The organism is Luteolibacter sp. Y139 (assembly GCF_038066715.1).
In the GTDB taxonomy this organism is placed as follows: domain Bacteria; phylum Verrucomicrobiota; class Verrucomicrobiia; order Verrucomicrobiales; family Akkermansiaceae; genus Haloferula; species Haloferula soli.
In genome coordinates, this window is record NZ_JBBUKT010000015.1 from 103,299 (window position 1) to 127,870 (window position 24,572).

Annotated in this window: 24 protein-coding genes and 1 tRNA gene; 14 read left to right on the forward strand and 11 right to left on the reverse strand. The window is 61.1% G+C overall.

Annotation, left to right across the window (positions count from 1 at the left end; genetic code table 11):
* Positions 1-121 precede the first annotated feature (121 nt).
* On the forward strand, positions 122-778 hold the full coding sequence (locus tag WKV53_RS26180; RefSeq protein ID WP_341407797.1) for a thioredoxin family protein: 657 nt from the start codon (positions 122-124) through the stop codon (positions 776-778).
* A 9-nt stretch (positions 779-787) separates the two neighbouring features.
* Here the strand turns inward: WKV53_RS26180 and WKV53_RS26185 are convergent, their stop codons facing one another.
* A complete protein-coding gene (locus tag WKV53_RS26185; RefSeq protein WP_341407798.1) occupies positions 788-1,150 on the reverse strand; it encodes an MGMT family protein in 363 nt (120 codons plus the stop codon).
* Positions 1,151-1,232: 82 nt separating this feature from the next.
* Between WKV53_RS26185 and WKV53_RS26190 the strand changes: the two genes are divergently transcribed.
* The 4 genes from WKV53_RS26190 to WKV53_RS26205 are packed head-to-tail and all read left to right on the forward strand — an operon-like array spanning position 1,233 to position 4,856.
* Positions 1,233-2,255: a thiamine pyrophosphate-dependent dehydrogenase E1 component subunit alpha gene (locus tag WKV53_RS26190; RefSeq protein ID WP_341407799.1), complete on the forward strand. Its 1,023-nt coding sequence runs from the start codon at positions 1,233-1,235 to the stop codon at positions 2,253-2,255.
* A 2-nt stretch (positions 2,256-2,257) separates the two neighbouring features.
* Positions 2,258-3,226, forward strand: coding sequence for an alpha-ketoacid dehydrogenase subunit beta (locus WKV53_RS26195; RefSeq protein WP_341407800.1), 969 nt, complete (start codon positions 2,258-2,260; stop codon positions 3,224-3,226).
* Between the two features lie 6 nt (positions 3,227-3,232).
* Positions 3,233-4,465, forward strand: coding sequence for a dihydrolipoamide acetyltransferase family protein (locus tag WKV53_RS26200; RefSeq protein ID WP_341407801.1), 1,233 nt, complete (start codon positions 3,233-3,235; stop codon positions 4,463-4,465).
* Between the two features lie 16 nt (positions 4,466-4,481).
* Positions 4,482-4,856 (forward strand): hypothetical protein, encoded by a 375-nt coding sequence (locus WKV53_RS26205; RefSeq protein ID WP_341407802.1) that lies wholly within the window; start codon positions 4,482-4,484, stop codon positions 4,854-4,856.
* Between the two features lie 78 nt (positions 4,857-4,934).
* Here the strand turns inward: WKV53_RS26205 and WKV53_RS26210 are convergent, their stop codons facing one another.
* Positions 4,935-5,816 carry a transporter gene (locus tag WKV53_RS26210; protein WP_341407803.1) on the reverse strand — a complete coding sequence of 294 codons (882 nt, stop codon included), beginning with the start codon at positions 5,814-5,816 and terminating at the stop codon, positions 4,935-4,937.
* 109 nt (positions 5,817-5,925) lie between these two features.
* Positions 5,926-7,035 carry an alanine dehydrogenase gene (gene ald, locus WKV53_RS26215; RefSeq protein ID WP_341407804.1) on the reverse strand — a complete coding sequence of 370 codons (1,110 nt, stop codon included), beginning with the start codon at positions 7,033-7,035 and terminating at the stop codon, positions 5,926-5,928.
* A 105-nt stretch (positions 7,036-7,140) separates the two neighbouring features.
* On the opposite strand from ald, the gene WKV53_RS26220 reads away from it, so the two are divergent.
* The gene (locus WKV53_RS26220) at positions 7,141-8,064 is read left to right on the forward strand and encodes a malate dehydrogenase (protein WP_341407805.1); all 924 of its coding nucleotides are present in this window, start codon (positions 7,141-7,143) and stop codon (positions 8,062-8,064) included.
* A 50-nt stretch (positions 8,065-8,114) separates the two neighbouring features.
* On the opposite strand, the gene WKV53_RS26225 is transcribed toward WKV53_RS26220, so the two are convergent.
* A complete protein-coding gene (locus WKV53_RS26225; RefSeq protein WP_341407806.1) occupies positions 8,115-10,145 on the reverse strand; it encodes an ATP-dependent helicase in 2,031 nt (676 codons plus the stop codon).
* Positions 10,146-10,282: 137 nt separating this feature from the next.
* On the opposite strand from WKV53_RS26225, the gene WKV53_RS26230 reads away from it, so the two are divergent.
* From WKV53_RS26230 to WKV53_RS26245, 4 genes are read left to right on the forward strand one after another with little or no spacing between them, the layout of a single operon-like run.
* The gene (locus WKV53_RS26230) at positions 10,283-11,035 is read left to right on the forward strand and encodes an energy transducer TonB (protein WP_341407807.1); all 753 of its coding nucleotides are present in this window, start codon (positions 10,283-10,285) and stop codon (positions 11,033-11,035) included.
* Between the two features lie 3 nt (positions 11,036-11,038).
* Positions 11,039-11,704 carry a MotA/TolQ/ExbB proton channel family protein gene (locus tag WKV53_RS26235; protein WP_341407808.1) on the forward strand — a complete coding sequence of 222 codons (666 nt, stop codon included), beginning with the start codon at positions 11,039-11,041 and terminating at the stop codon, positions 11,702-11,704.
* 6 nt (positions 11,705-11,710) lie between these two features.
* Positions 11,711-12,136 (forward strand): ExbD/TolR family protein, encoded by a 426-nt coding sequence (locus WKV53_RS26240; RefSeq protein WP_341407809.1) that lies wholly within the window; start codon positions 11,711-11,713, stop codon positions 12,134-12,136.
* Positions 12,133-12,615 carry a hypothetical protein gene (locus tag WKV53_RS26245; protein WP_341407810.1) on the forward strand — a complete coding sequence of 161 codons (483 nt, stop codon included), beginning with the start codon at positions 12,133-12,135 and terminating at the stop codon, positions 12,613-12,615. Before WKV53_RS26240 ends, WKV53_RS26245 begins: the two co-directional genes overlap by 4 nt.
* 35 nt (positions 12,616-12,650) lie before the next feature.
* Here the strand turns inward: WKV53_RS26245 and WKV53_RS26250 are convergent, their stop codons facing one another.
* The 4 genes from WKV53_RS26250 to hisS all read right to left on the reverse strand — a co-directional run bounded on the left by WKV53_RS26250 (position 12,651) and on the right by hisS (position 17,292).
* Positions 12,651-13,040 (reverse strand): DUF3293 domain-containing protein, encoded by a 390-nt coding sequence (locus WKV53_RS26250; protein ID WP_341407811.1) that lies wholly within the window; start codon positions 13,038-13,040, stop codon positions 12,651-12,653.
* A 126-nt stretch (positions 13,041-13,166) separates the two neighbouring features.
* A complete protein-coding gene (locus WKV53_RS26255) occupies positions 13,167-14,048 on the reverse strand; it encodes an ATP-grasp domain-containing protein (RefSeq protein WP_341407812.1) in 882 nt (293 codons plus the stop codon).
* Positions 14,049-14,129: 81 nt separating this feature from the next.
* Positions 14,130-15,950, reverse strand: a complete 1,821-nt coding sequence (gene aspS, locus WKV53_RS26260; protein WP_341407813.1) for an aspartate--tRNA ligase — start codon at positions 15,948-15,950, stop codon at positions 14,130-14,132.
* 46 nt (positions 15,951-15,996) lie between these two features.
* The gene (hisS, locus tag WKV53_RS26265; RefSeq protein WP_341407814.1) at positions 15,997-17,292 is read right to left on the reverse strand and encodes a histidine--tRNA ligase; all 1,296 of its coding nucleotides are present in this window, start codon (positions 17,290-17,292) and stop codon (positions 15,997-15,999) included.
* 98 nt (positions 17,293-17,390) lie between these two features.
* On the opposite strand from hisS, the gene recF reads away from it, so the two are divergent.
* Positions 17,391-18,458, forward strand: coding sequence for a DNA replication/repair protein RecF (gene recF / locus WKV53_RS26270; protein ID WP_341407815.1), 1,068 nt, complete (start codon positions 17,391-17,393; stop codon positions 18,456-18,458).
* On the opposite strand, the gene WKV53_RS26275 is transcribed toward recF, so the two are convergent.
* On the reverse strand, positions 18,455-19,150 hold the full coding sequence (locus tag WKV53_RS26275; protein ID WP_341407816.1) for a LysM peptidoglycan-binding domain-containing protein: 696 nt from the start codon (positions 19,148-19,150) through the stop codon (positions 18,455-18,457). The two genes, recF and WKV53_RS26275, sit on opposite strands and share 4 nt — an antisense overlap.
* A 161-nt stretch (positions 19,151-19,311) precedes the next feature.
* Here WKV53_RS26275 and WKV53_RS26280 point away from each other — a divergent pair.
* Positions 19,312-19,384: transfer RNA gene (locus WKV53_RS26280), tRNA-Ala, on the forward strand.
* Positions 19,385-19,472: 88 nt separating this feature from the next.
* Here WKV53_RS26280 and WKV53_RS26285 read toward each other — a convergent pair.
* Entirely contained in the window at positions 19,473-20,582 is a 1,110-nt protein-coding gene (locus WKV53_RS26285) for a DegT/DnrJ/EryC1/StrS family aminotransferase (protein WP_341407817.1), read from the reverse strand.
* A gap of 556 nt (positions 20,583-21,138) precedes the next feature.
* Here WKV53_RS26285 and WKV53_RS26290 point away from each other — a divergent pair.
* Together WKV53_RS26290 and WKV53_RS26295 are read left to right on the forward strand one after the other, a co-directional pair.
* Positions 21,139-21,840 carry a WbqC family protein gene (locus tag WKV53_RS26290; RefSeq protein WP_341407818.1) on the forward strand — a complete coding sequence of 234 codons (702 nt, stop codon included), beginning with the start codon at positions 21,139-21,141 and terminating at the stop codon, positions 21,838-21,840.
* A 204-nt stretch (positions 21,841-22,044) separates the two neighbouring features.
* On the forward strand, positions 22,045-23,508 hold the full coding sequence (locus tag WKV53_RS26295; RefSeq protein WP_341407819.1) for a lipopolysaccharide biosynthesis protein: 1,464 nt from the start codon (positions 22,045-22,047) through the stop codon (positions 23,506-23,508).
* A gap of 64 nt (positions 23,509-23,572) precedes the next feature.
* On the opposite strand, the gene WKV53_RS26300 is transcribed toward WKV53_RS26295, so the two are convergent.
* Complete coding sequence (locus WKV53_RS26300; RefSeq protein WP_341407820.1) at positions 23,573-24,565, reverse strand: glycosyltransferase; 993 nt, start codon at positions 24,563-24,565, stop codon at positions 23,573-23,575.
* Positions 24,566-24,572 lie beyond the last annotated feature (7 nt).

Consider the following 24,572-nt stretch of genomic DNA (forward strand, 5'->3'; position numbering starts at 1 on the left):
AGGCCTTTGCCGGGCTATGCGGAATGGCGCATGCAGGCGCGGGAAAGGCGAAGGCGAGGAACCCGCTCGACTCCAGTCCTCTTCGGATGTTAATGGGGCAGAGGTCAAACCGCTCCTGATCATGAAAAAGTCCATTTTCTGTGTCCTTCTCGCAGGCTCCTTCCTGATCAACCCTCTCCATGCGGAGTATCGCAAGTGGGTGAACGCCGAGGGTGCAGCCATCGATGGCGAGCTGGTGAAAGTCGAAGGTGACCAAGTCACCATCCGGCTGCGAAACGGAAAGACGAGCACCTTTGCCCAATCGAAACTTTCGACCGCGGATCAAGAGTTCCTCAAATCCCAAGCGAGCAAGCCAGAAGCCAAGGGAACGAAAGATGCGCCGGTCGTGGCCGCAGACCGCAAGGCGAAGTGGCTGACCAAAATGGACAAGGCCCAGGAGCAATCCAAAGAGACCGGCCTGCCGATTCTGGTGCTCTTCACCGGCACCAGCTGGTGTCCTTACTGCATCAAACTGGAGAAGGAGGTGTTTTCCGAATCGGCTTTCAAATCGTTTGCCGACCAGAATCTTGTGTTGCTGATGCTCGACTTCGGCCCTGGCGGAACCCCAGGCAACAAGAAGGATGAGAAGCTGCAGAAGGAATACGGTGTGACAGGATTCCCAACCTACTTCCTCACCGACTCCACGGGCAAGCAGCTGGCGAAGGGTGGCTATCATGAGGGGATCAATCCCGAGGTGTTTGCCAAGTGGGCCCAAGATGCCTCGCCGAAGAAAAAGTAAGCTGCTCCTTTATTCGCGGTCCCAGCGGATATCCCGCCGGACGCCCACGACGTGGAAATGATCGTCGGAGTCCATGATGTAGCCCTTTTCGTTCACTTTCATGCCCTCGGCTTTGAGGAGCTTTTTCTGTTTGGCCGCCAATTTCGGGTCCATGGACTGGCTGATGCGGCCTTCGGCGGCGACTACGCGGTGCCAAGGCAGGTCTTGCGCTTCTTCCCGGGTGAGCCCGCTTAGGGTCTGGGCGACATGGCGCGGGTTGCAGTTCATGTGGACCGCGATCGACCCGTAGGTGGTGAATCGGCCCTCCGGGATCAGGGCGACCAGCCGGATCACTTCGGCACGGATGCGGGCGAAGGTGGTGGATTTCGGCATGGATTGCTTTTTGCCGGGCGAGTCCTGCCCGGCGAGTCGAAAGCGGTTGCGGCCCTTCGCCGTGGTTGTTTAGCCTTCGTCCGTGCCGGAGACCGAGGAAGCCCAAAGGACCGCCGTGGATTTGGATCGCGACTATGTTCGCGAGGTCTTCCGGGCGATGCTCCGGGCGCGACTCCTTGAGAACAAGCTATCCAGCCTCTACAAGGCGGGCAAAATCGTCGGCGGTGTCTACCTCGGCAAAGGCCAGGAGGCGGTCAGCGCCTCGCTCGGCGCTTCGCTGATCAAGGGCCGCGACATCTTCGCCGCGCTGATCCGGGACCAGGCCGGGCGGACGGCTTTTGGAGAGCCGCTAATCGATTGCACGCGGACTTATTTGGGTTCGGTGCTGGGGCCGATGAAGGGCCGGGACGGCAATATTCACCGCGGCCGTCCGCTGGACGGCATGCCGGCGATGATTTCCCACCTCGGCGCGGCGGTGTCGGTGGTCGGCGGGATGCTGATCGCCCGGCGCTTGAAAGGGGAGCTGGCAGGCGTGGTCGGCGCTACCTGCGTGGGCGATGGCGCAACTTCCACGGGTGCTTTTCATGAAGGGCTGAACATGGCCGCGGTCGAGCAACTGCCGATGGTGGTGATCGTCGGCAACAACCAGTTCGCCTATTCGACGCCGACGGACCGGCAGTTTGCCTGTGAGGATCTGCTAGACCGGGCGAAGGGCTATGGGGTCGGCGGGCATTCGGTGGATGGCACCGACTTGCTGGCCTGCACGAAGGTGATCGGAAATGCAGTGAAGCTGGCTCGTGAAGGCAATGGTCCTCAGATGGTGGTGGCTCGTTTGCTACGCCTGAGTGGCCACGGCGAGCACGATGACGGCAGTTATGTGCCGCCGGTGCTGAAGGATAGCCAACTCGGTCGCGATTGCATCGAGACCGGCGTGGTCCAGCTGATCGAGAGCGGCATCGCCACGGTGGAAGAGATTGAGCGCTGGAAGCGGGAGTTCACCGATGAGGTGCAGGCCGCGGTCGCGCAGGCCCAGCAGGAGCCGACACCGGATCCGTGGGATGAAAATTGGAATGCGTGCTCCACGCCAACGGGAAGGGGACTTTGACGATGAGCGTGACGTACGTCGATGCGATCCGTGAGGCGCAGGAAAAGCTGCTGCGTGAAGATCCGCGGGTCTTCCTCTACGGACAGGATATTTCGAAATTCGGTGGTGCCTTCAAGGCGACCAAGGGGCTCGCGGAGGAATTTCCGGGGCGCGTGCTTGATTCGCCGATCAGTGAGGACGCGATGATCGGCATGGCCGTGGGTGCTGCGATCGAGGGCATGCGGCCGATCATCGAGATGCAGTTCGCGGATTTCTCGTCGATCGCCTTCAACCAGATCGTCAATCAGGCCGCGACGCACTTTTATCGCACGGGCGTGCCGGTGCCTCTAACCGTGCGCCTGCCTTCCGGGGGGACTCCCGGTTCCGGGCCATTCCATAGCCAGAGCATGGAGGCGCTGTATGCGCACTATCCCGGTCTGATCGTGGTGACTCCGGCGACGGTGTCGGATGCGTATCACATGCTGTTAGAATCGGTCGCGCTGGATGACCCGGTCGTCTACTGCGAGCACAAGTTCCTCTACCGCTGGCTGAAAGCGCCGCGCATCAATGGCGATCAATTGCCGATCGGCAAGGCCCGCATCACCCGTCCTGGCAAGCACGCGACGGTGGTGGCCTACAGCGCGATGGTGCACGAAGCCGTGCGCGCCGCGGACCGCTTGAAGGAGCAGGGTGGATGGGAAATCGAAGTCGTCGACCTTCGCTCGGTGAAGCCACTCGATATTGATACAGTGCTCGCCAGCGTTGCCCGCACCGGTCGCTTGCTGGCACTGGGTGAAGCCTTCCCGTGGGGTGGTGTCACTGCCGAGGTGATCTCCCGTGTCTGCACCGACGGCTTCCACTTGCTCGATGCCCCGCCGCGCCGCCTGAACTCGCGCGACACGCCGGTGCCCTATCACCCGAAACTCTGGGCCGCCCACCGTCCGACGCCCGAGACGATCTGCATCGCCCTGCGCGAGCTGCTTTCCTTCTAACAAGTCATGCCCACCGTTCCCATCCTCATGCCGCAGCTCGGTGAATCGATCGCCGAGGCGACTGTCGTTCGCATCGGCATCGCGCCCGGCGACACGGTGCAGACGGACCAGGAGGTCATCGAGGTGGAGACGAGCAAGGCGACGATGGGTGTCACCACACTGTGTCGCGGCACGGTGAAGGAGATCATGGCCAAAGAAGGGGTGACCTATTCGGTCGGCACGCTGCTAGGCCTGCTCGATGTCACCGAAGAGGAAATCACGCGCACGGGTGTGGAGAGCATCGAAGCGGCCGCCGATCGCCGCGAGGCTGAAGAAGCCTCGCCGGTGCAGCAGGAGAAAAACCTGCACTTCGCTCTCGGCGATGATTCCTACGAGGAAACGCCTGGGGTGGTGCCGAGCGTGAAGGGTCTTCCGGTGCCGACCGGCACCATGGGAGCCCATTACATTTCCCCGCGCATGCGCGCCCGGATGGATGACATGGGGCTGCGCGAAGCGGACATTTCCGCGATCGTCGGTACCGGCACTGGCGGTCGCGTGACGGTGGAGGACTTGGAAAAGTTCCTCAACTACATCGACACTTGGCCGAGCAGCAATGCCTCGCCGATGCGAATGGCGGTGGCCGATGCGATGCGCCGGAGCTGGACGCGTCCGCTGGCAACCGTGGGTCTGCCGGTGAAGCTTGATCGTGTCCTGGAGCATCGCCGCAACCAGGATCCAAAGCCTGGTCTGACTCTCTACGTGCTGCGGGCCTTCGCCCTGGCGCTAGTGGAGGAGCCTGCGACCGCTGGTTTCCTGATCGGGCAAAAGGTCGTGCACCCGCGTGCCTTTGACATCGGAGTGGCGGTGCAGGTGGATGACGGGGTCGTGGTGCCGGTATTGCGCAAGGTCGATCAGAAGTCGCTTTCCGATCTCACGAAGGATTACGCCGAGATGGTCGAGCGTGGGCGCCGTCGCCGGCTTTCCGAAGATGATCTGCGTGGTGGGATTGCGACCGTGACGAACTTCGGGACCTTCGGGCTTACGTCGGGCACGCCGATCCCGCTGCCGAATGAAACGCTCATCCTCGGTCTCGGTGCGGGCGTGAAGAAGCCGGTGTGGAGCGATCAGGTGGAAGCCTTTATCCCCGTGACGGAGGCCGAACTCGTGGTCACCTTTGACCATCGCGTGGTCGATGGTGGTGGTGCCGGTGTGCTGCTCAGCCGCGTGGCGCAGTTGCTTCAGTCGCCGGAGAAGCTCTGATCCGGGTTTCACCCTGATGGAGTTCATCCGGTTCCAGTCCCCGGCGATCAGCCCTTACACAGGTGAGCCCTACGGCATCTTCGTGGCGGTCTGGCATTTGGTGCGGGATGGTCACACCAGCGAACAGGAAACACGTGACTACTGGGAACATCGTAGCTGGTTCGAAGCGAATCTTCCGGTGCCGCCTTATCATGCGGAGGGAAACCCGGATCGCGCGGTGACTTGGTTCAAGGAAGCGGCGCTGACCGCGGGAATGAGGGAGCGGCTGGAGTTTTATTTTCGACTCGCGAGGAAGTACGGGCTGGAGATTTCGATGGCTCGATCCGCGAATCCTGGAGTGGTTCTCTACGAGGACGAGTTCCAGATCGCGGTGGCCGGCCGTGGGGAGTAAGCGCCGACGGAGGGAAAAGAGAACGGCCCGCGAGCTGCGGGCCGTTCGAATACCGTTAGATGCGCTGGAAAGCGTGAATTACTGGCGGCGGGTCACCGGCTTGAAGTGGCTTTCGCCACTGCCGAAGTCCCAGCCGAGGACCAGCCAGCCCTCGACGTCCGGGGAGTCGTGGGTGAGACCGGCGAGGGCCACGACATCGACGTGGGTGCACTCGGTCGGACGCCACTGGATGCTGGGCCCGATGTTGAACTTGCGCTCCGGTTTGCTGCGCGAGCCGAGGGCGGTTTCCCACTTGTAGGTCATTTCGAGGCCGACCGAGAGCTTGCTATCGATCAGCGACTTGCTGATGGCTTGGGTGAAGGCCCACTCTTCCGCCTTGCTGTCGGTGAGTTCTCTCTCCCAGACGAAGTTGGCGGCCCAGTGCCAGCCGCAGCCGAAGTCTTCGGCGAGCAGGAGCTTCGGTTCCACGACGTTGCCGCCGTTCTCGGAGTCGACCCACTTGTATTCGAAGTAGAGGGTCGGGTTGAGCGGGATCTTGCCCCAATCAGCGAAGGCCCAGCGGACCTCGGCGGCGACGTCTTCGAAGTCGCTCTCGTGATCCTCGTAGGTCCAGTCGTAGTAGAAATCGAGCTGGAAGCGGTAGGGAAGGCCGAGTTCGATTTCCTCTTGGAACTTGTGGGTCCACTCGCTGCCGTTCTTGCGGCTGCGCCACCACTGTTCGACGCCGAATTCCCACGGATCCTGCTGGATGTAGGCGCGGGTGGTGGCGAAACGGCGGGCGCTGAGCCATTCCGGCTGGCCGTAGGCTCCGCCGGAGGTGTCGTCCTCTGCCAAGCCGGACTCGGAGGTGTAAGCCTGGCCTTGGACGGTGAGGGGTGGATTGAGGGTGGCGCGTTCTTCCGCGTGCAGTGCGAACGGCAACAGGCAGGCGGCGAGGAGGGTTTTGTGAGATAGACTCATGACTGGAGTGGAACGGCCGGGAGGGGATTTTCTTGGGGGAATTTTTTCAAGGGTATTCTGGCGTTAGATCGAGCCGCCAGGGTCCCCGCGAAAATACCAGCCAGCCCCCTCACTCCAACGCCGCGGCCGCGTCGACGACGGGGATGCCGTGGGCCTCGCCGACGGGGGGGCAGGTGAGTTTTCCGCCGCTGCAATTCACGGCGCCGAGCACTTCCTTGCGGATGCGACTGGCCCCGGCGACGCCGTGGTCGGCGAGGAGGGTAATCCAGCGCTGGGTCACGTTATTGAGCGCTTGGGTGGCGGTGCGGGCGTAGGCCCCCGGCATGTTTGCCACGCAGTAGTGAATCACGTCCTCCTCGACGAAAGTGGGGGCTTGGTGGGTGGTCGGGCGGGTCGTCTCGGCACAGCCGCCCTGGTCGACGGCGATGTCGACGAAGACGCTGCCGGGCTGCATCAGCTTCAGCATTTCCCGTGTGATGAGCTTCGGCGCCTTGGCTCCGGGGACGAGAACCGCGCCGATGACGAGGTCCACGCGCGGGAGGAGTTCGGCCAGATTCGCCTCGCTCGAATAGACGGTGTGGGTGCCGCTCATGGTGATGTCGAGGAAGCGCATGCGCTCGAAATCAACCTCGAGAATGGTGACGTCCGCGCCGATGCCGGTGGCGACGCGGGCGGCATTGACGCCCGCGGTGCCGCCGCCAATGACGACGACGCGGCCGGGGGCGACTCCGGGAACGCCGCCTAACAGGGTGCCGCGGCCGCCATTGTGCTTGGCGAGGTGATAGGAGCCGACGATCGACGACATGCGGCCGGCGATTTCGCTCATGGGTTCGAGCAAGGGCAGGCGGTGATTTACCTCAAGGGTCTCGTAGGCGAGGGCGGTGCAGCCGGTGGCGATCAATGCTTCGGTGAGCGGCTTGCTGGCGGCGAGGTGGAGGTAGGTGAAGAGCAGGTGGTGCGGCTGGAGGCGGGCGATTTCCTCGGGCTGCGGCTCCTTTACCTTCACGATCATCTCGGCGGTGGAGAAGACGGCATCGGCATCTGGCAGGATTTCCGCTCCCATGGCGCGGTAGTGATCGTCGCTGTAGCTGGAGCCTGCTCCGGCGCCAGTTTCAACGAAGACACGATGCCCGTGCTTCACGAGGTCTGCGATCGAGCCGGGGATCATGGAGACGCGGTGTTCCTGGGCCTTGATCTCCTTCGGGATGCCGATGTTCATGGTCCTACACGCTAGCGGCGATCCTCGCTGTCGTCTTGACGGAAAAGGCGAGCGCTACCGGGGGATTCGGACAATGAAGCGAGAGATCTTGAATGGCGCAGGGCCATGGCGGATGAAGAAGGGATGAAAGTCACGATCGTGGGGCCCGGCAAAGTCGGGATGGTGCTCGCTTACACGCTGGTACTGCGGGGCGTGGCCCGCGAGGTGGTGCTGGTGGGCTCGAACCGCGAAAAGGCCGAGGGCGAGGCGCTCGACCTGACCCATGCTCAGGCTTTCCAACAGATCCCGGTGAAGGTCCGGGCCGGAGAGATTGAGGATGCGGCTGGAAGTGAGGTGGTCGCGATCTGCGCGTCGATTCCGATGCCGGCGGGGCTGCATACCCGCAATGCATTGGCACAGGGGAATGCGGACTTGATGAAGGAACTGCTGCCGCGGATTGCCAAGGTCGCGCCGGATTGCAAACTGGTGATGGTGACCAATCCGGTGGACGTGCTCACGTGGCAGGCGCTGCAACTGACAGGCTTTCCTCGCGAGCGGGTGGTAGGCACGGGCACGCTGGTGGATTCAATCCGCTTCCGTGAGCTGCTTTCGGAAATGCTGGCGATCCATCCGGACGACTTGCGTGCGTACATCCTGGGCGAGCATGGAGAGCATCAGTTTCCTGCGATGAGTGTGGCGCAGTCGGGAGGGGAGAGGATCGATGATACGCCGGAACGGCGGGCGCTTTGTGAGCGTGCCAAGCATTTCGGCATCGAGGTGTTCCGCAAGAAGGGGAATACCTGCTATGCGATCGGGCAGTCGGCAGCCTACATCATTGAGGCGATCTTGTTAGACGAGAAGAGGACGGTGCCGCTGAGCGTGCTGGTCGATGGGTATCTCGGTGTGAACGACGTGTGCCTGAGCTTGCCCGTGGTGGTGGGGAAGAAGGGGGTGGAGCGGTTCCTTCACCCCGATCTTAATGAGGTGGAGGCGGGGCAATTCCGCGAGGCCGCGAGGGCGGTGCGGGAGGTGATTGAGGGGCTGAGTTGAAGAGCCCGCGAGCCTACCGACCAAGCGGGATGAATCCCGCGGTCCCAGTGTTAGAACGGCTCGTCTGCCCAGCTTGAGCCGACCTTCCACTCTTCGACGAGGTTGCGCGGGAAGTCCTCGAGGAATCGTGAGGGGCGCTGGATCACATCGCCGCTGTAGGACTTGGGATTGATGAAGGGGTAGGTGAGATACAGCTCGTCCTTCGCGCGGGTGATGGCGACGTAGAAGAGTCGTCGCTCTTCCTCCAGCTGGTCTTGATCGTCCGCTTCGAGGATGCGGCCGTTCGGGAACTGGCCGTCGGTCAGCCAGATGAGGAAGATCACTTTCCATTCCAGGCCCTTTGCCTGGTGGATGGAGGACAGCGTCACCTTTTCATCGTCCTTCTCTGCCGTATCGCCGGTGGGTTCGCCATCGGCTCCTCCGAGGAGAGAAAGCTGGGAGAGGAAGTCCAGCACATCATCGAAGTTGCTACCGTAGGACATCAGTTGCTCGATGTCGCTACGACGGTTCTCGTAGTTGTCGTAGGAGGCTTGGAGGAAGTCGGCGTAGAGGCCTTCGAGGATGCTGAAGACCATGTCGGACGGCCGAGCGAACTCGCCGTTCGGCGTGAGTTCGTCCAAAGTATAGCCGAGCTGCTCCCAATGCTTGGCCGCTTTCTTCGGCGGCTTGAGCCCGCCGAGGACTTCGGACCAGACGGGCATCTCCTCGCTTTCGGCGTAGCCGGTCTTCTGCCAGTCGCGCCACAGCTTATCGGCTCCGGCGGCACCGATTCCCGGCAGCAGAAGCACGAGCCGCTTGAAGCTGGTCTCGTCGCGGCGATTGGTGACCAGGCGCATGAAGGCGGAGACGTCCTTGATGTGGGCCTGCTCGAAGAAGCGCAGGCCGCTGGTGATGGCGAAGGGGATACCGCGGTGGGTGAGCTCCATCTGGACTTCCAGCGATTGGAAGTGGGCGCGGTAAAGGACGGCCATTTCCTCCAGCGGGATGCCTTCATCACGGAGTTCTAACATCCGCTGGGCGACGAATGCGGCTTGAGTGGCCGGGTCTTCGAGGGGAACCAGCGCCGGCTTGGTGCCGGTCTCATCGCGCGAGGACTTGAGGTCCTTGTCGAAGCGCGCGTGGTTGGCGCGGATGGCGGCGTTTGAGAGGTCGAGGATTTCCGGGACGCTGCGGTAGTTCGTCTCGATCTTGAAGACACGGCAGCCCTCGTGTCGCTTTGGGAAGCTGAGGATGTTTCCCATGTCGGCGCCGCGCCACGAGTAGATCGACTGCGCGTCGTCTCCCACCGCCATCACGCTGGCGCCGTCGCCGGCGAGCAGGTCGATGAGTTCGGTCTGGACCGCATTGGTGTCCTGATACTCATCGACGAGAATGTGGCGGAAGCGCTTGCGATAGAGGGCGAGCAGCTCCTCGTCCTTCTGGAAAAGCCTCAGGGTGAGAACGAGCAGGTCATCGAAGTCCATCGAGTTCGTCTCCAGCTTACGCTTGGCGTAGCGCTCGTGGGTCTTGTGGATCTCGGACGACCAATCCTCGAAATAGGGGTAGCGATGGATGAGGATGTCATCGAGCGACTCGCCGGTGTTCTCCACCAAGCTGAAGATCGAGGCGAGGACGTCGGCCTTCGGGAAGCGCCGGACTTTCGTATCGATGTCGAGGCTGGCGATCACCCCGGCGAGCAGTGACTTCTGGTCATCGCGGTCGAGGATGGAGAAGGACTTGGTGAAGCCTAACACCTCGGCGTGGCGGCGCAGGATGCGGTTGCCGATCGAGTGGAAGGTGCCGCTCCACAGCGCCGAGACGTCATGGGGGACAAGGGTGCGGACGCGCTCCGTCATTTCCCGGGCGGCCTTGTTGGTGAAAGTCAGGAGCAGGATGTTCCGGGCCTCGACTTCGTGATCGAGCAGGTAGGCGACGCGGTAAGTGAGGGTGCGGGTTTTTCCCGAGCCGGCGCCGGCGATAACGAGGGACGGGCCCGGCGGCGAGGTGACGGCGGCGAATTGCTCGTCATTCAGCTCTGCCCGGTAGTCGATCCCCGACGTGGGGCCGGTCGTTCGCCGGTTCAGCGTGTATTCGCGCGCCATGTGGAAGGCAGCTTCGGGATTTTCGGCAGGTGATCAAGAGTGGCGGATTCTTCAAAAAGTTTTCGCACGTTCACGTTTGACACTCGTGGGGGGAGGGGTTCAACTCCTCTTGCGACTGATTCTCATTAAGCATTGCCGTGAGCCCTCTTCTTTACGCCCTCAATATCGGAACCCTCGCCACTTGGCTGACGGTGGCCGGGGCGAGTTCTGTCGCCTGCGTGGTGAAAGTCGTGGACCGGCTTCCCGACCTGCTGGCTGACAAGCCGAAGGAAACCGAGGTGGTGATCACCCCGATGGCGATGGGGTCCGCCCCGCCGGCCGCCTCGGAGGCAACCAATGATGCGGTGACGGAGGAAGCTGCCGTTCCCGAGGTCCCCGAAGTGCCGGAGATTCCGGAAATGCCCGAGGTGCCGGAGATCGCCGACCTCGAGCCGCTGCCGGACGTTCCCGATCTGCCTCAGGTCACCAGCCCGGATGGCACTGAAAAGCCGAAGGCACCTGTCGCAAAGCCAGCCGCCCGGCCGAAGACGTCCTCGAACCGCAGCACGGCGGGTCAGAAATCGACCACCGGCGAGAGCGGCCAAGGTACTGGGACGGGAAACGGGACTGCGAAAGGTTCCGGCGATAGCCCGGCCGGTGCGAGCCGCTGGGTCGGCGGAAGCATGCCGAAGCCGAACTATCCCTCCTCCTGTCGCCAATCCGGCCAGCAGGGTCGCGTGGTGGTGAATTTCACGGTGGACGAGCGCGGCTATGTCGTCAGCGCCAGTGTTGCGAGCGGGTGCGCCTATTCGGCGCTGAATGATGAAGCCCTGCGCACCGTGCGCCGCTGGAAATTCAAGCCCGGTCCGCGGGCAAGTGCTTCCCGGCCGATTGTTTTCCAACTGAACTGATAGATGTTAGTCGCGAACGTTGTCCTGAAGACCTTCGAGCATGGAGGCTGGATCATGTGGCCGGTGGCGGCCACCTTCTTCCTGGCCCTGTGTGTTTTGTTAGAGCGCACCTACTGGTGGATTTCCCTCAAGCGCTCCATTCGCCCTGATGCGCAGGAGCAGGCCCGTGAAGCCCTTGGCACCGGGAATTTCGGCGTGGCATGGCAGCTCGGCCAGCAGATGCAGGATCCATTCCTCCACAATCTCAACGAGGGTATCTCCCACGCCCATACCTCGATGCTCGCGGCGATGCACCTGCACGCGACCAAGTGGATCGAGCGCTCGGAGGCCCGCATGTGGGTCCTCGGCACCATCATTACCTTGGCGCCACTGCTGGGACTGCTCGGCACCGTGGTTGGCCTGATGGGATCCTTCGCGAAGTTGGGGGACGATGCTCTTCAAGTGAGTTCGATCACCGGTGGTATCGGTGAAGCGCTGATCGCCACGTCATGGGGCCTTGCCATCGCGATCGGCTGCCTGCTGCCTTACAATTTCTTCCGCAAGCGGGTGTCCGCCTTCCGCGGGGCTTTCGAAAACTGGATCAACCACGCCGAGCTGCTGGTGCAGTCCGCCAAGGCGCACGGCCACGATATCGAGGCCTACGCCGTGGAACGCCATCTCAAGCGCTGAGAGCCGATGCCGGTCAAACTCCAGTCGAGCGGTGGCGAAGACCACGAGGAAGATGCGCGGATCGAAATCGTGCCGCTGATCGACATCATGTTCTTCCTGCTAGCCAGCTTCATGATGGTTAGCCTGAGCATGACGAGCATCCACCGGGTGAATCTCAAGCTGCCGGCCGCCAAGACCGCCATGGCCGATAACAAGACTCCGCCGATCCACCTCGCCGTGGATGCCCACGGCGTGATCACATGGGATGCGAAGATCGTCACGCCCACGGAGATCACCGAGCGTCTGCTGGCAATGAAACCGACGGAAGACACCAAGGTGCTGATCGCTCCTGACCAGGATAGCCGCACCCAGGCGGTGATGTCGGTAATCGACGCCGCGCGGGCTGCCGGGGTGGAGAAAGTCAGCTTTGAAACGAAGCTTCAGGCACCGTGAATCCGAAAGTGCTTCCTATCGTCAACGCCGTCGGCTGCATCGTGCTCGTCGGTTTCATTCTGTTCCAATGGTTTGACGGGCGAGCTCTCGGCGATGAACTGCATCAGGCGAAGACGCGCGAGATCCTCGAGAAGAATGCGCGTTTTGAAGCCGAAAAGCACGCCAGCGAGCTTCAGTCCGATATCCAAGGATTAAAGGACTCCGTGGACTCGATCCGCCAAGCGGCGGATGTCGCGGAAAAGGACTTGGCAGCGAAGAACGAAGAGATCGGCAAGTTTGCCGCCGGCCTCGAGGAGGCGAAGGCCAAGATCGTGACGTGGGAACAGGCGGTGAAGGAGCGCGACGAGGCACTCCAGAAGCGCGATGCGGCCCTTGCCGAGCGGGATTCGAAGATCAAGGAAATCAACGGCCAGCTTGTGGCGACTCGCAAGCGGTTGGATGAAGCGGTGGAGGAATTGAAGAAGGCCGGCGCGCACTGAAGTGCGGATGTCTTTATGGCGGCGCGAAGATTCTGTTAGCCTTCTGCGACGATCCTCAGGTCGAATTTGCCAACCGGTATTTCCTCGCTGTCGTCGCAGCCGATCAGCGTCAGATTACCGTTTTCGATCCACCAGATCGCCCGTTGGCCGAAGCGACGGCCGAGGGTGATGGCGTCCTCCTTCGCTATTTCCACGCCCCAGCCGGGTTCGCGATGGGAACGGTCCGGCGAGCAGCCGGTGGCCCGGAAGTAGGGAAGAGCCTTCAATTCCAATGTCCGGCGCAGTGCCTCGTCTTCGAGGAGGTTTTGGGCGGCACTGGTGGGGCGATCCATTGGATTCCAGCCGGTGATGATGGCGAACTTCCTTGGCAAAGGCATCGGCCGGATTCCGAGGAGGAAGACGGTCGAGAGGTATTCTGCGGGCATGGTGGTCATAAGAAAGCGGCAATTGTTTGATTAGAACATCGACGCGAATCCGGCTCATTCCAACGAAAGATGGTCCTAAAGAGCCGGTCATTTGTAACGGAATCCGGCTGTTGAGAAACATGACTTCTAGCCGCCGAAGCTCTTGTTCCAGAGCGAGGCGTAGAAGCGCGTGGGATCCAGGCCGACAGGCAAGCCGGAGACTTGGCCATCGCCGGTTTCGACGATTCGCCAGCTTCCATCTTCTAACAGGGCGACGTCGATGGTGAGAAAGGATGACCGGAACCTTGTTGCAATCTCTTTCCAGCGGCCTATCTCGTCGAGAGGACTCGGCGAGCGCTCGTCCGGCAGCACGAGGACTTCTCCCTGCCAAAAGAAGAGCCGGGTTTCCTCTACCAAGGGGAGGCCGCGGATGTCGCTGCCGCGCTCCACGATGGGAAGGAACTCCCGCAAGACCACGCCGCGGTTGAAGAGCTTGCCGCGCTCATGCCGGAATACTTTGAAGATCTCCCGGAAACGTTCTTCGGAAGTGCTGGCGGGAATGTAGCAGCCGTCCTTCCAGCGAGACTTCGCGGATTTCACCCAATCCTTGATAATGGCATCAGCATGCCGGAAGGACTGATAGAGGTCCCATGCATCATCCGGTGAGTCGCCTTCGATCCACGCGCTTCGCGAGGTGTGTCCTTCGGTATGCTGGTAGGCGAGGGGAAGGTAGTGCGCCTCGTCATAGGCATCGGGCGAGGTGATCGGAGTGAAGCCGCGGTCAGAGAGCCCGTCGTGAAGCTTCCGATAGGTTTCACCGGGAACCATCCATCCGCGCACCAGCACCTGCCGGTCTTCCCCGGGGTCAGGCAGTATCTTCAGGCAAGTGGCGATGTCGCCGACTTCGAGATCCTCGTGGGAGTATGCGAAACACGCGAAGCCCACCGAACGTGCGGCTTCATATTCGGTCACGAAGTCGGGATCGATTCTTCGGGGCGAAAACGGTTCGCAGGGGAAGAGCAGAATCATGGTGGTGGAGGCGGATCAGAGGACAAAAAAAATGCCAGCCCCGCGGTGGCAGGGCTGGCATTGGTGAGGAAACGAAATGCCTTATCCCTGCGCCGCGGCAGCGGGTGCGTTGCCGGGTTGGGTGCCGCCGGGCTTCTTGACGGTCTGGATGCGCAGGTCGCGGAGCTGCTTGGGATCGACCTCGGCGGGCGATTGGCTCATGAGGTCGCTGCCCTTGTTGTTCTTCGGGAAAGCGATGACTTCGCGGATCGACTGTTCGTTGCAGATCAGCATGACGGTGCGGTCCAGGCCGAGGGCGAGGCCGCCGTGCGGCGGGGCTCCGAAGCGGAAGGCATCAAGGATATGGCCGAATTCTTCTGCGGCGGTTTCGTCGGAGATGCCGAGCGCCTTGAACATCGCGGCCTGAAGCGGAGCTTCGTGGATCCGGATGGAGCCACCGCCGAGTTCGGTGCCATTCAGGACCACGTCATAGGCCTGTGCGCGGAGGTCCGTGGAAAGCTCGCCCTTCAGCAGCTTCTCCTCGTCTTCCTTGAGCGGACGGGTGAATGGGTGGTGCACGGCAACGTAGCGGCTGGTCTCTTCATCGAAGGCCAGCAGCGGGAACTCGGTCACCCAGAGGAAGTTCAGCTCCTCGTTTCCTTCGAGAAGGTTCTGCATGTCCGCGCATTGCAAGCGGACGCGGCCGAGCACGTCGCAGGCGGGCTCCCACTGGTCGGCTGCGAAGAGGATCAGGTCTCCTGCCTGGATGTTGAGCTTGCTGCGCAGCGCCTCGACTTCTGCATCCGTCATGCGCTTCACGAAAGGCGAGCGCCAGGATTCGCGGTCATCACCGCGTGCCTGGATGTAGGCGAGGCCTTTGGCTCCGGCGGTTTGCGCGAGCTTGGTCAGCTTGTCGATCTGACCGGTGGAGATGTCGGCGAAGCCCTTGGCATTGATCGCTTTCACGACGCCACCAGCGGCGACGGCACCGGAGAAGACACGGAATTCGCAGTCCTTCAGCTCTTCGGTGAGGTCGACAAAGGTCATGCCGAAGCGGCGGTCCGGCTTGTCGGAGCCATAGACGTCCATCGCCTCGCGCCACGTGATGCGGTCGAAGCTCGCCGGGATGTTCGCGCCCCGGGCTTCCTTGAAGACCCGGCCAAGAAGACCTTCGACGAGTTTGATGATGTCTTCCTGCTCAACGAAGGAGGCCTCGATGTCGATCTGGGTGAACTCCGGCTGGCGGTCGGCGCGCAGGTCCTCGTCACGGAAGCACTTGGCGATCTGGAAATACTTTTCCATGCCGCCGACCATGAGGAGCTGCTTGTATTGCTGCGGGGCTTGCGGCAGCGCGTAGAAGGAGCCGGGTTGGAGGCGGGATGGCACGAGGAAGTCGCGAGCACCTTCCGGCGTGGACTTGGAAAGGATTGGCGTCTCGATCTCGCAGAAGCCCTGCTCATCGAGGAAGTCGCGGGTGGACTTGGTCACGCGGTGGCGCGTGCGCAGGTTCTGGGTCATGCGCGCGCGGCGGATGTCCAGGTAACGGTAGCGCATGCGAAGGTCCTCGTTCGACAACTCCTTATCCAGCTGGAAGGGGAGGACATCGGCCTTGTTCACGATGATGAGGCTGGAGGCGACGATTTCGATTTCGCCGGTGCCGAGCTTGTCGTTGGTGGTGCCTTCGAGGCGCTTGGCGACCTTGCCGACGACTTGCACGACGTCTTCGCCGCGGAGCTTGTGGCTGGCGGCGGCGGCTTCGGGACTTTCCTCGGGGCGGAAGACACACTGGGTCACGCCCTCGCGGTCGCGAAGGTCAACGAAGATGACGCCGCCCTGATCTCGCACGGTATTCACCCAGCCAATCAATGTGGCGGTTTCACCGATGTGGGAGGAGCGGAGTTCGTTGCAATGGTGCGTGCGCATGGTCGGAAAAGTGGAAGGTGATCGGAGATCGGAAAGGCTGAAAAGGTTAGGCGAGGAGCGGGCCGTCGGGTTGCTTGAGGCGTTCGGTGAGCCAGTCGGCGAGGCCGAGGACATGGCAGGTTTCCTCGCCGCGGGAGGAGAGGGCCTTGAGCTTGAGCTCGGGCAGTTCGCTGCCGATGACGAGGGCGAAGCGGGCTCCGCTGCGCTCGGCGTTCTGGAACTGCTTGTTCACCTTGGCGGCGGAGAAGGGGAGATCGCAGGAGATGCCAGCATTGCGGAGGTCGCTGAGGATTTCGAGCGCGGCGGGGCGCTTCGAGTCGTCGGCGAGCACGAGGTAGATCTCGCAGGCGGCGGCATTGCGCTGCAGCCATGCGGCCATGTTCAACTCGGCATGCGGGGTTTCCTCGATCAGGTTGCGGATGACGTAGTCGCCCATCGCGAAACCGGTCGCGGGCATGGAGATGCCGCCATCAGAAATGATGCCGACCAGAGTGTCGTAGCGACCGCCACCAGCGACGGCGCGCATACTTTTCTTCGAGTCGAAGACTTCGAAGACGACGCCGGTGTAGTAGGCGAGACCGCGGACGATAGAGAGATCGAGTGAGAGGTAGTCGCCGAGACCGCGAGCGGTGAGCTCGGCGCGGATAGTTTCGAAAGCAGCGGAGGCGTTCTCGGGGTTGGCAATGAAGGCATTCACCTCAGAGGCACTGAGGCCGAGGGCAGACAGCTTCTGCTCGGTCACTTCCGGCTTCTCGCGCTCCAGCTTGTCGATGATCTGGAGGAAATCCGGGATGCTCTCTTCCTTGACGCCGCGTTGCGACGCGAAATCGAGCCAAGCCTGACGGTCGGAGACGCGCACGATGAAGTCGCCCGGCTGGAAGCCGAAGGCGAGCATGGTGTCGATTGCGAGTGCGATCAGTTCGGCATCGGCCTGGGGGCCGGCTTCGCCGAGGATGTCGACGTTGAATTGGAAGAACTCACGGCCGCGGCCCTTCTGCGGCTTCTCGTAGCGGAAGCATTGGCCGATTTCGAACCACTTGAGCGGCTTCGGGAAATCGCGTTGATGTTGGGCAACCAAGCGCGCCAGCGAGGCTGTTACTTCGGGACGAAGCGTCACGTCGCGGCCGCCTTGGTCCTCGAAGCGAAAGAGCTGCGAGTTCAGTTCGCCGCCTGCTTTCTTCATGTAAAGGGCGGTGTCCTCGAGAAGCGGCGTTTCGTATTCCACGAAGCCGTAGCGGCGTGCGACCGAGCGCCAGGTCTCAAACAAATAGTTCCTCGCCGCGGTGTCTTTCGGGAGAAAGTCGCGGAAACCGGGAAGTGCTTGGAAACGAGGACCTGCCATGAGCGGGCGGGGAGGATGCATGGGCAATCCTGCATTTCAAGGGCAGAAGCGGGTCTTTACCCTTGCCGGTTTCAGGGGTCTCCCGGCTAGCTCTTGTCGTGATCCGCACGCTGCGCGCCGTTGATTTCCGCTGCTTTTCCGGCCTGGGGCTGGAGATCCCGGAGGGCGGGGCGGTATTCACGGGGGACAATGCGCAGGGGAAGACCTCGATTCTGGAGGCGGTCTGCGTGCTGGTGCGGCTGCATTCGCCGCGGACGCGGAAGGTGCCGGCGATGTGCCGGATGGGCGGGGCGGGGGGCTTCGGGATTGCGGGAGAGGCTTGGGGGCAGGAGCGGCGGGTGCGGTGGCAGCGGGCGTTCGAGCTGGCGGTGGATGGCGAGCCGCGGGAGGGAGCTGGCAGTTATTTGTCGGACGGCGGGCTGATCGTATGGATGGGGAATGAGGACCTCGAACTGGTCAGAGGCGCGGCGGAGACGCGGCGGCACTATCTGGATTTCATCGGCTCGCAGGTGGAGCCGGGGTATCGGACGGCCTTGGCCCGCTACCGGCGTGCCTTGAAGGCGAAGAATCTCCTGCTGAAGGATCTGCGGCCGCGGGAGGAGGAACTCCGGTCCTATGAGGAAGTGATGATTTCGGAGGGCACGCTGCTGGTGGAGGCCCGGACGCGGCTGGTGGAACTCATTTCGCCTCGCGCGGCGGATTCGCAGCGGGAGGTGAGCGGGAAGGAAGAGCTGCTCGGCTTGGAATACCGTCCGGCGGGCGGACATGATCTACGGCTCGCGCTTGAGCAGGCGCGGGATCGCGAACGACGGCAGCGACAGAGCTTTGTCGGTCCGCACCGGGATGACCTGTTGCTTTCGATCAATGGACTTCCCGCCGGGGAGTTCGCGAGCGAAGGACAGCAGCGGACACTGGCGCTCGCGCTGAAGCTCGCGCAAGGGGAGGCGCTCGCGGCGGTTCGCGGCAGCCTGCCGGTCTATTTGATCGACGACGTCTTCGGCGAGCTCGATCCCGGTCGCCGGAATGCCGTGCTGCGGGTGCTACCCGGCGCGGCGCAGAAATGGATCACCACCACTCACCTCGGCTGGCTCAATGAGTCAGCTGGCTTGGAGGGGATGGCCCGCTTTGCGGTGAAAGCGGGCAGCGTTGCGAACGCGATCGATTAGCGGGGGATGACCAGCGATTGTCCGGGCTTGATCATCGCGCTCTTCGAGCCGTTGGCCTTCTGGATGGCAGCCACGCTGGTGCCGTAGCGCTTGGCGATGTTGTAGAGGTTGTCGCCGGACTTCACCGTGTGGGTGCTGGACTTCGCCTTGGGCTTGGACTTCACCAGTTCCTTTTTCACCGTAACCTTCGGCTTCGGCGTGGATTTCACGACCGAGGAGGAAGACGACTTGGTGGACGTCTTGGACTTGGGAGTGCTCTTCGACGAGGTGGTGTTCTTGGCGACCGCGCGCTCGGGTGCGGTTCGCTCGACCGTCCTGCGCGCGGGAGTGGACTCTTCCACCTTGCTCGACGACTTCGTCGGCTTCTTGTAGACCACCGTGGTGGTGGTTGGGCCCTGCTGGTAAGGTACCGCGTTGCTCGGTACTTCCTCCACCTTCACGAACTCCGGAGAGACCGGGATATTGGTCGCTGCCGCGCGATCAGGCTGGGCATCGGCGATCTGGCGGGAGGAGCCTTTCTTCCATTGGGAAGGACTGTCTGCCCAAGCTTCAACGTAGTTGCCGCGGCTATCAAACGGGCCGAGGCCTTGCGGGTTGCCACCGGCGGTTGCACCGCCGCCGCCGTGATTGGCGCAGGAGGCGAGGAAGAGGGAAAGGAATGCTGCGGGAAGGAAAAGCCAACGCGATTGCATGGGCCTCACTATGGGAAATTCGCGGCGGTTGGCAAAGCTTGATTATTAGTGTTAGAAGCAGGTCCGGGAAAGTACGGAGTCCGAAGGGGTTTTCCGTGCTCGGATTTGCCCTTGATTCCGGCGGTCCGGTCTGGCAACCCGTGGACCGTCCAAACCGGAAAGGGGCATTAGCTCAGTTGGTAGAGCGCTTCGTTCGCAATGAAGAGGTCAGGAGTTCGAATCTCCTATGCTCCACTTTTCCTGTTGGCCTTGAAATCCGCCCCGCACTGGGGGCTTTTTCCTTTTCGGCTGTGAATGCCAAAGTCGTCACCCGGACGCAGACTCAGCCCCGAATGAGCTCGCAAACGCGGGCCACGTCATCCTCGTCCATAGAGGTGGAAAGCGGCAGGCAAAGCACGCGGCTGGATACGTCTTGGGAAACCGGGCAATCGCCCCAAGAGCCCAAGCTCGCCACCGTATCCAGGCTTGGGTGGAAGTAGCGGCGAGGGAACACGCTTGCCCTATGGAGGCGATCAACCGCCCGCAGCAACATGCGCTCCGACTCAAAAAGGACAGAGTAATAGGCATAGTTGCGCGAGGCACCGGTGCGCCACGCAATACCGTCGGCCAAGCCGGGACAGCCGGCCAAACCAACGTCATAGTCTTCCGAGCGAGAGCGCCGAAGGCTCAGGATCGTGTCCAGATGATCGAAAACGCAAAGACCCATGGCTGCGTGAAACTCGCTCATTTTGGCATTGATGCCCACCCCATGGAAATCGCCGGGCCCGTTGTGACCAAAGCGCCGCATCCACTCGAGCTTCGCATCCACCTCGGGCGTTTGGGCCACGACGAAGCCACCCTCCACCGAGTGGAAGAGCTTGGTGGCATGCAAGCTGACCATCGATACGTCGCCCCACTCCAAGATGCTGCGCCCTTTGAAATTCACCCCGAAGGCATGGGCAGCGTCGTAGATCACCGCCAGGCCGCGCTTTGCAGCAATGGCGGCGATGGCTTCCACGTCGCAGGGATTGCCGAAAACATGCGGGGCAACGATCGCCTCCGTACGCGGCGTGATCGCCGCTTCGATGGCCTGCGGATCGAGCGTGAGGCTGTCGGGCTCGATGTCGGCGAAAACCAGGCGGCACCCTTCCCAAAGGGGGCAACTGGCAGTAGCGACGTATGAGAAAGGGGACGTGATGACCTCTCCCGCCACGCCCAAGGCCTTAAATGCGATTTGCAGGCCCAGAGCTCCATTGGCCAAGCAACGCGCCATTCGTCCCAAGCCATGATGGGTCTGCAGCTTCTGCTCCAATTCCTGAACCAGTGGGCCATCATTGGTCAGAAGCTTGCGCTCCCAAATCCCTTGGAGGCGCCGCACGTAGTCTTTGAATGGTGGCAAAAACGGCTCAGTGACCGGGATCGCCTTTGTAGGCGGCATATGGGTGATATGCATAACGGGAGGGGGAGGGTGAGGGTGGGGTGGAGCCGGAGGGTGAGAGCCCGGCTCGGCTGCGATAATAGCAGCCAGCCTGCATATACTGTAGAATATTCTTGTAAGGGAATCCCCTACTTATTTCCGGGTTATTTCAGGACAACAGATTAGAATTAGATTAGAATTAGATTAGAAACAGATTAGAGGAAGGTGAGAATCTCCCGAGGCTGCCGGGAGTCGTCGTCGGAACATCCGGCGATGGTGACCTGATCGCGGGCCGCTGGCGGGCGATTCCAGAGGGCCGCCGCGCGGGACTTTACATTTGGCTGGCAACGGCATTTCCCGGGGCCTACTGTGTCGGCGGATTATTGAAAACCGCTGTTCCCCCAATCACCCTCACCCTCACCCTCGCCCGCGCTTTTCCGACGCCTCTCTCAAGGCGGTCGGTCGTAAAACTCCTGCCCTGCCGCCCCCTGACAGATGCCAATCCTCCTCCGCTGCCAAGTTATCACTCGTTCTCAAATGAAGAGATTGGCTTCATTCTGAATGTTTTTGTGTGCCCGTAATCAAGTAGCGTATGAAGCTGGCAATCATGCAGCCTTATTTTTTTCCCTACATTGGTTACTTTCAATTGATGCATGCTGTAGATGAATTTATCGTCTATGATAATATTCAATTTACCAAGAAGGGGTGGATTAACCGGAATCGGATTTTGGTGAACGGTGCAGATTCATATATTGGAATTCCTTTGAAAAAAGATTCGGATTATTTGAATGTGGTTGATCGATATCTCGCGGACGTGTGGCCGGAGGAACAAAAAAGTTTGTTAAACAGGCTCACGGGATCCTATCGGAAGGCGCCCCATTTTGAGAGCGTATTTCCGCTGATCAAAGAAATAATACAGAGCGAAGAACGAAATCTGTTTGGGTTTTTGCTGTCATCGCTCGTTAAGGTTAAAAATCACATTGGAATCACTACGCCGTTAATTGTGTCGTCGTCCCTCGCGATTGATCACGCACTGCGTTCGGAAGAAAAGGTGATGGCCTTGTGCAAAGCTCGTAACGCACAAGTCTACATGAATCCAATTGGCGGTGTTGAGCTCTACTCGAAAGAGTCTTTCAGGGGCGATGGTATCGAGTTGCAATTTTTGAAAGCGGATAATATCCAATACCCTCAGTTTTCAAATGAGTTCGTCCCCTTCCTGTCGATCATTGATGTGTTGATGTTTAATTCGCAAGAACGGGTTCGTGATTTTCTTAATCAATACACCCTTCAGTGAAAATATGCTCGGTGGACCTCGCCGCAATCGTCGCCGCCCTCCACCAATACCAAGCGAATCTTATCCGTTTGGCACAAGCCGCGTGATGAATCCCCCCACTGACCATCTTTCGAATATCGCCGGAATACTCTGCGGCCGAGGCAGCAGAGTTCGTGTGCCGTTGTCACCCTTGGTGCCGACCGGGAAAAGCCACACTTCCGTGCCATGATTACGTTGAAGCAACGAGCCTTCTCCGGGTTCCTATGGAGCTTTATCGACGCCCTTGGCGCGCGTCTGATGCAGTTCGTCATTGGCTTGACGCTAGCCCGGCTCCTGCTGCCCAAGGAGTTCGGGCTGATCGGGATGCTGACGCTGTTCATCATGGTGTCGCAAGCCTTTGTGGCGGGGGGATTCGGCTCGGCCTTGATCAGGAAGAAGGATGCCACAGACCTGGACAGCTCATCCATCTTCTATTTTAACCTCGCACTAAGTGCCTTGTTAACCGGTTTGCTTTGTCTGGCCGCGCCATGGGTGGCGGGGTTTTTCAGTGAGCCTCTGCTTGTGCCGTTGCTGCGCGTCCTTTCCCTGCTGATCGTCATCAACGCCTTCGGTCTGGTGCAAGGCACCTTGATGATGAAGGCCATGGACTTCAAGACGCAGGCCAAGATCACCGTGATCGCCAGCGCCGCGTCCGGTGCCATCGGCATCAGTCTGGCCCTGTGCGGATTCGGCGTCTGGAGTCTCGCCTACCAGCAGCTAGCCCAGGCTATCTTTCGTGTGGCCCTGCTGTGGATATTTAACAGCTGGCGTCCCCGCTGGGCCTTCAGTTTCGACTCGCTGCGATGCCTTTTCGCCTTTGGTTCCAAAATGCTGGCCTCCGAGCTGCTCAACACGATATTCGAGAACGCGTATCTCCTCCTTATCGGGCGTGTCTTCTCGGCTGCCGACTTGGGCTTCTACACGCGGGCCAACACCCTGCAGGAAATGCCCTCCAAGACCTTGTCGATGGTGGTGGACCGCGTCGCCTTTCCCCTGTTTTCCTCCATTCAGGACGACCTGCCGAGGGTGAAGCAAGGGATGAAGAAAGCCTTGGCCATCCTCGGCTGTCTTAATTTTCCCATCATGGTCGGCCTAGCGGTGGTGGCGGAGCCGCTCGTCGTAACGCTGCTCACCGACAAGTGGCTGCCCTGTGTGCCCTACTTCCAACTGCTCTGCGTGGTCGGGCTCCTCTATCCCCTGCATTTGGTGAACCTGAACGTGTTGAAAGCCTTGGGACGTTCCGACCTTTTCCTGAGGCTGGAGATCATGAAGAAGGTGCTGGTCGCCCTCAATCTCGCGATCTCCTGGCGATGGGGCATCTCCGCCATGATCGCGGGGCAGGTGATCATCTCCATTGTCTCTTACTTTCTCAATTCCCACTACAGCAAGGCTCTGCTCGGCTACAGCTCCATCGAACAGCTGGGCGACATGGCTCCCTACTTGTTTACCGCCCTGCTGATGGGAGTGGGCACCTACATGCTGCGTCTGCTGGAGTTCCACTCCATGCCTCTGCTGCTGGTGGTGCAGGTGGCGACAGGCGCCCTGCTCTTCACCCTCATCGCCCGCCTGGCCCGGCTCTCCGCCTTCTTGGAGGCCGAAACCACACTCAAGGATAAAATCGGGGGGCTCCTACGCCCCCGGGCCGGTTGATCTTCTTTGGCGAGTCTTGCGTCTTCGCGCGGAACAACCATGCGCTGCCGCGTTGGCAGTCGGCTTAACGCTGGAACTCCAATCCAGCCTTGCCGAGTTGTTTGAGCCGGCGGGCCAGCGAAAAGACAGCCCCAAAGGCCGGGTAGCGAATCGCCGCCAGCCAAAGCTTCTCGCTGTGGCCAAGCGGCTTGTATGCGCGGGCAAAGGACTCTCCCATCTCGTTATCGCGGCGCAACAGGGCCAAGCGCAGGATGCGCCGGCGCATGGCCCTCTCAAACTTGGCCACCAACTCCTCGCCCAGATTGTGTTTGCGGCATAAGTACACACACAGCTCGGAATTCGAGAGCCAAAAGCGCATCTCCTTCTCTGGATCCCTGCTGCGCGTGGCCGATTCGGGCAGCATGCCTCTCGTGGCGAAGGATTCCTCGAAGCGGTGGGCCCGACCGTGCAGCAGGAGTTCGGCCCAAAGCTGGGTGTCGCCCATCTTGAAATGGCCACTCTTGTGCAGAAACGGATCGGCTTCGGTAATGCTCCGGACCAGGTCGAGGCGGGACATGGCAGTGCAGGTCAAGATGCCTCCGTGGCCGTGCAGGAGATCCTCGATTCGGGGATTGGAGACCGGCGGTTTCGGGCGAGTGCCAAAATAATTGGTCACCCGTTCGTCCGTCTCCACGTAAAGGCGGTCGTAGTCCGAGCAAACAAGGACGCAATCCTCATGGTCCTCGAGATACTGCGCCTGCAGCTGCAGCTTGTCATCCCGATGCCAGTAATCGTCTCCCTCGCACCAGGCCATGTACGTGCCCCGCAAGGCGGCATGCGTGCGGACAGAATTCTGGGTAGCGCCCACATTTCGTTCGGAGGTGATGACGCGCACCTTATCCGGAAACCGACGCTGATAGTCGAAGACGATGTCTCGCGTATCATCGGTCGAGCAGTCCTCTCCGATGACCAACTCGAAGGGAAAGTCCGTCTTCTGCGCCAGCACGCTTTCGATCCCGCGCGCGATGTAGGGCGCGTGATTGTAGGTGATCATCATTACGCTGACGAGCGGACGCATGGTGGGG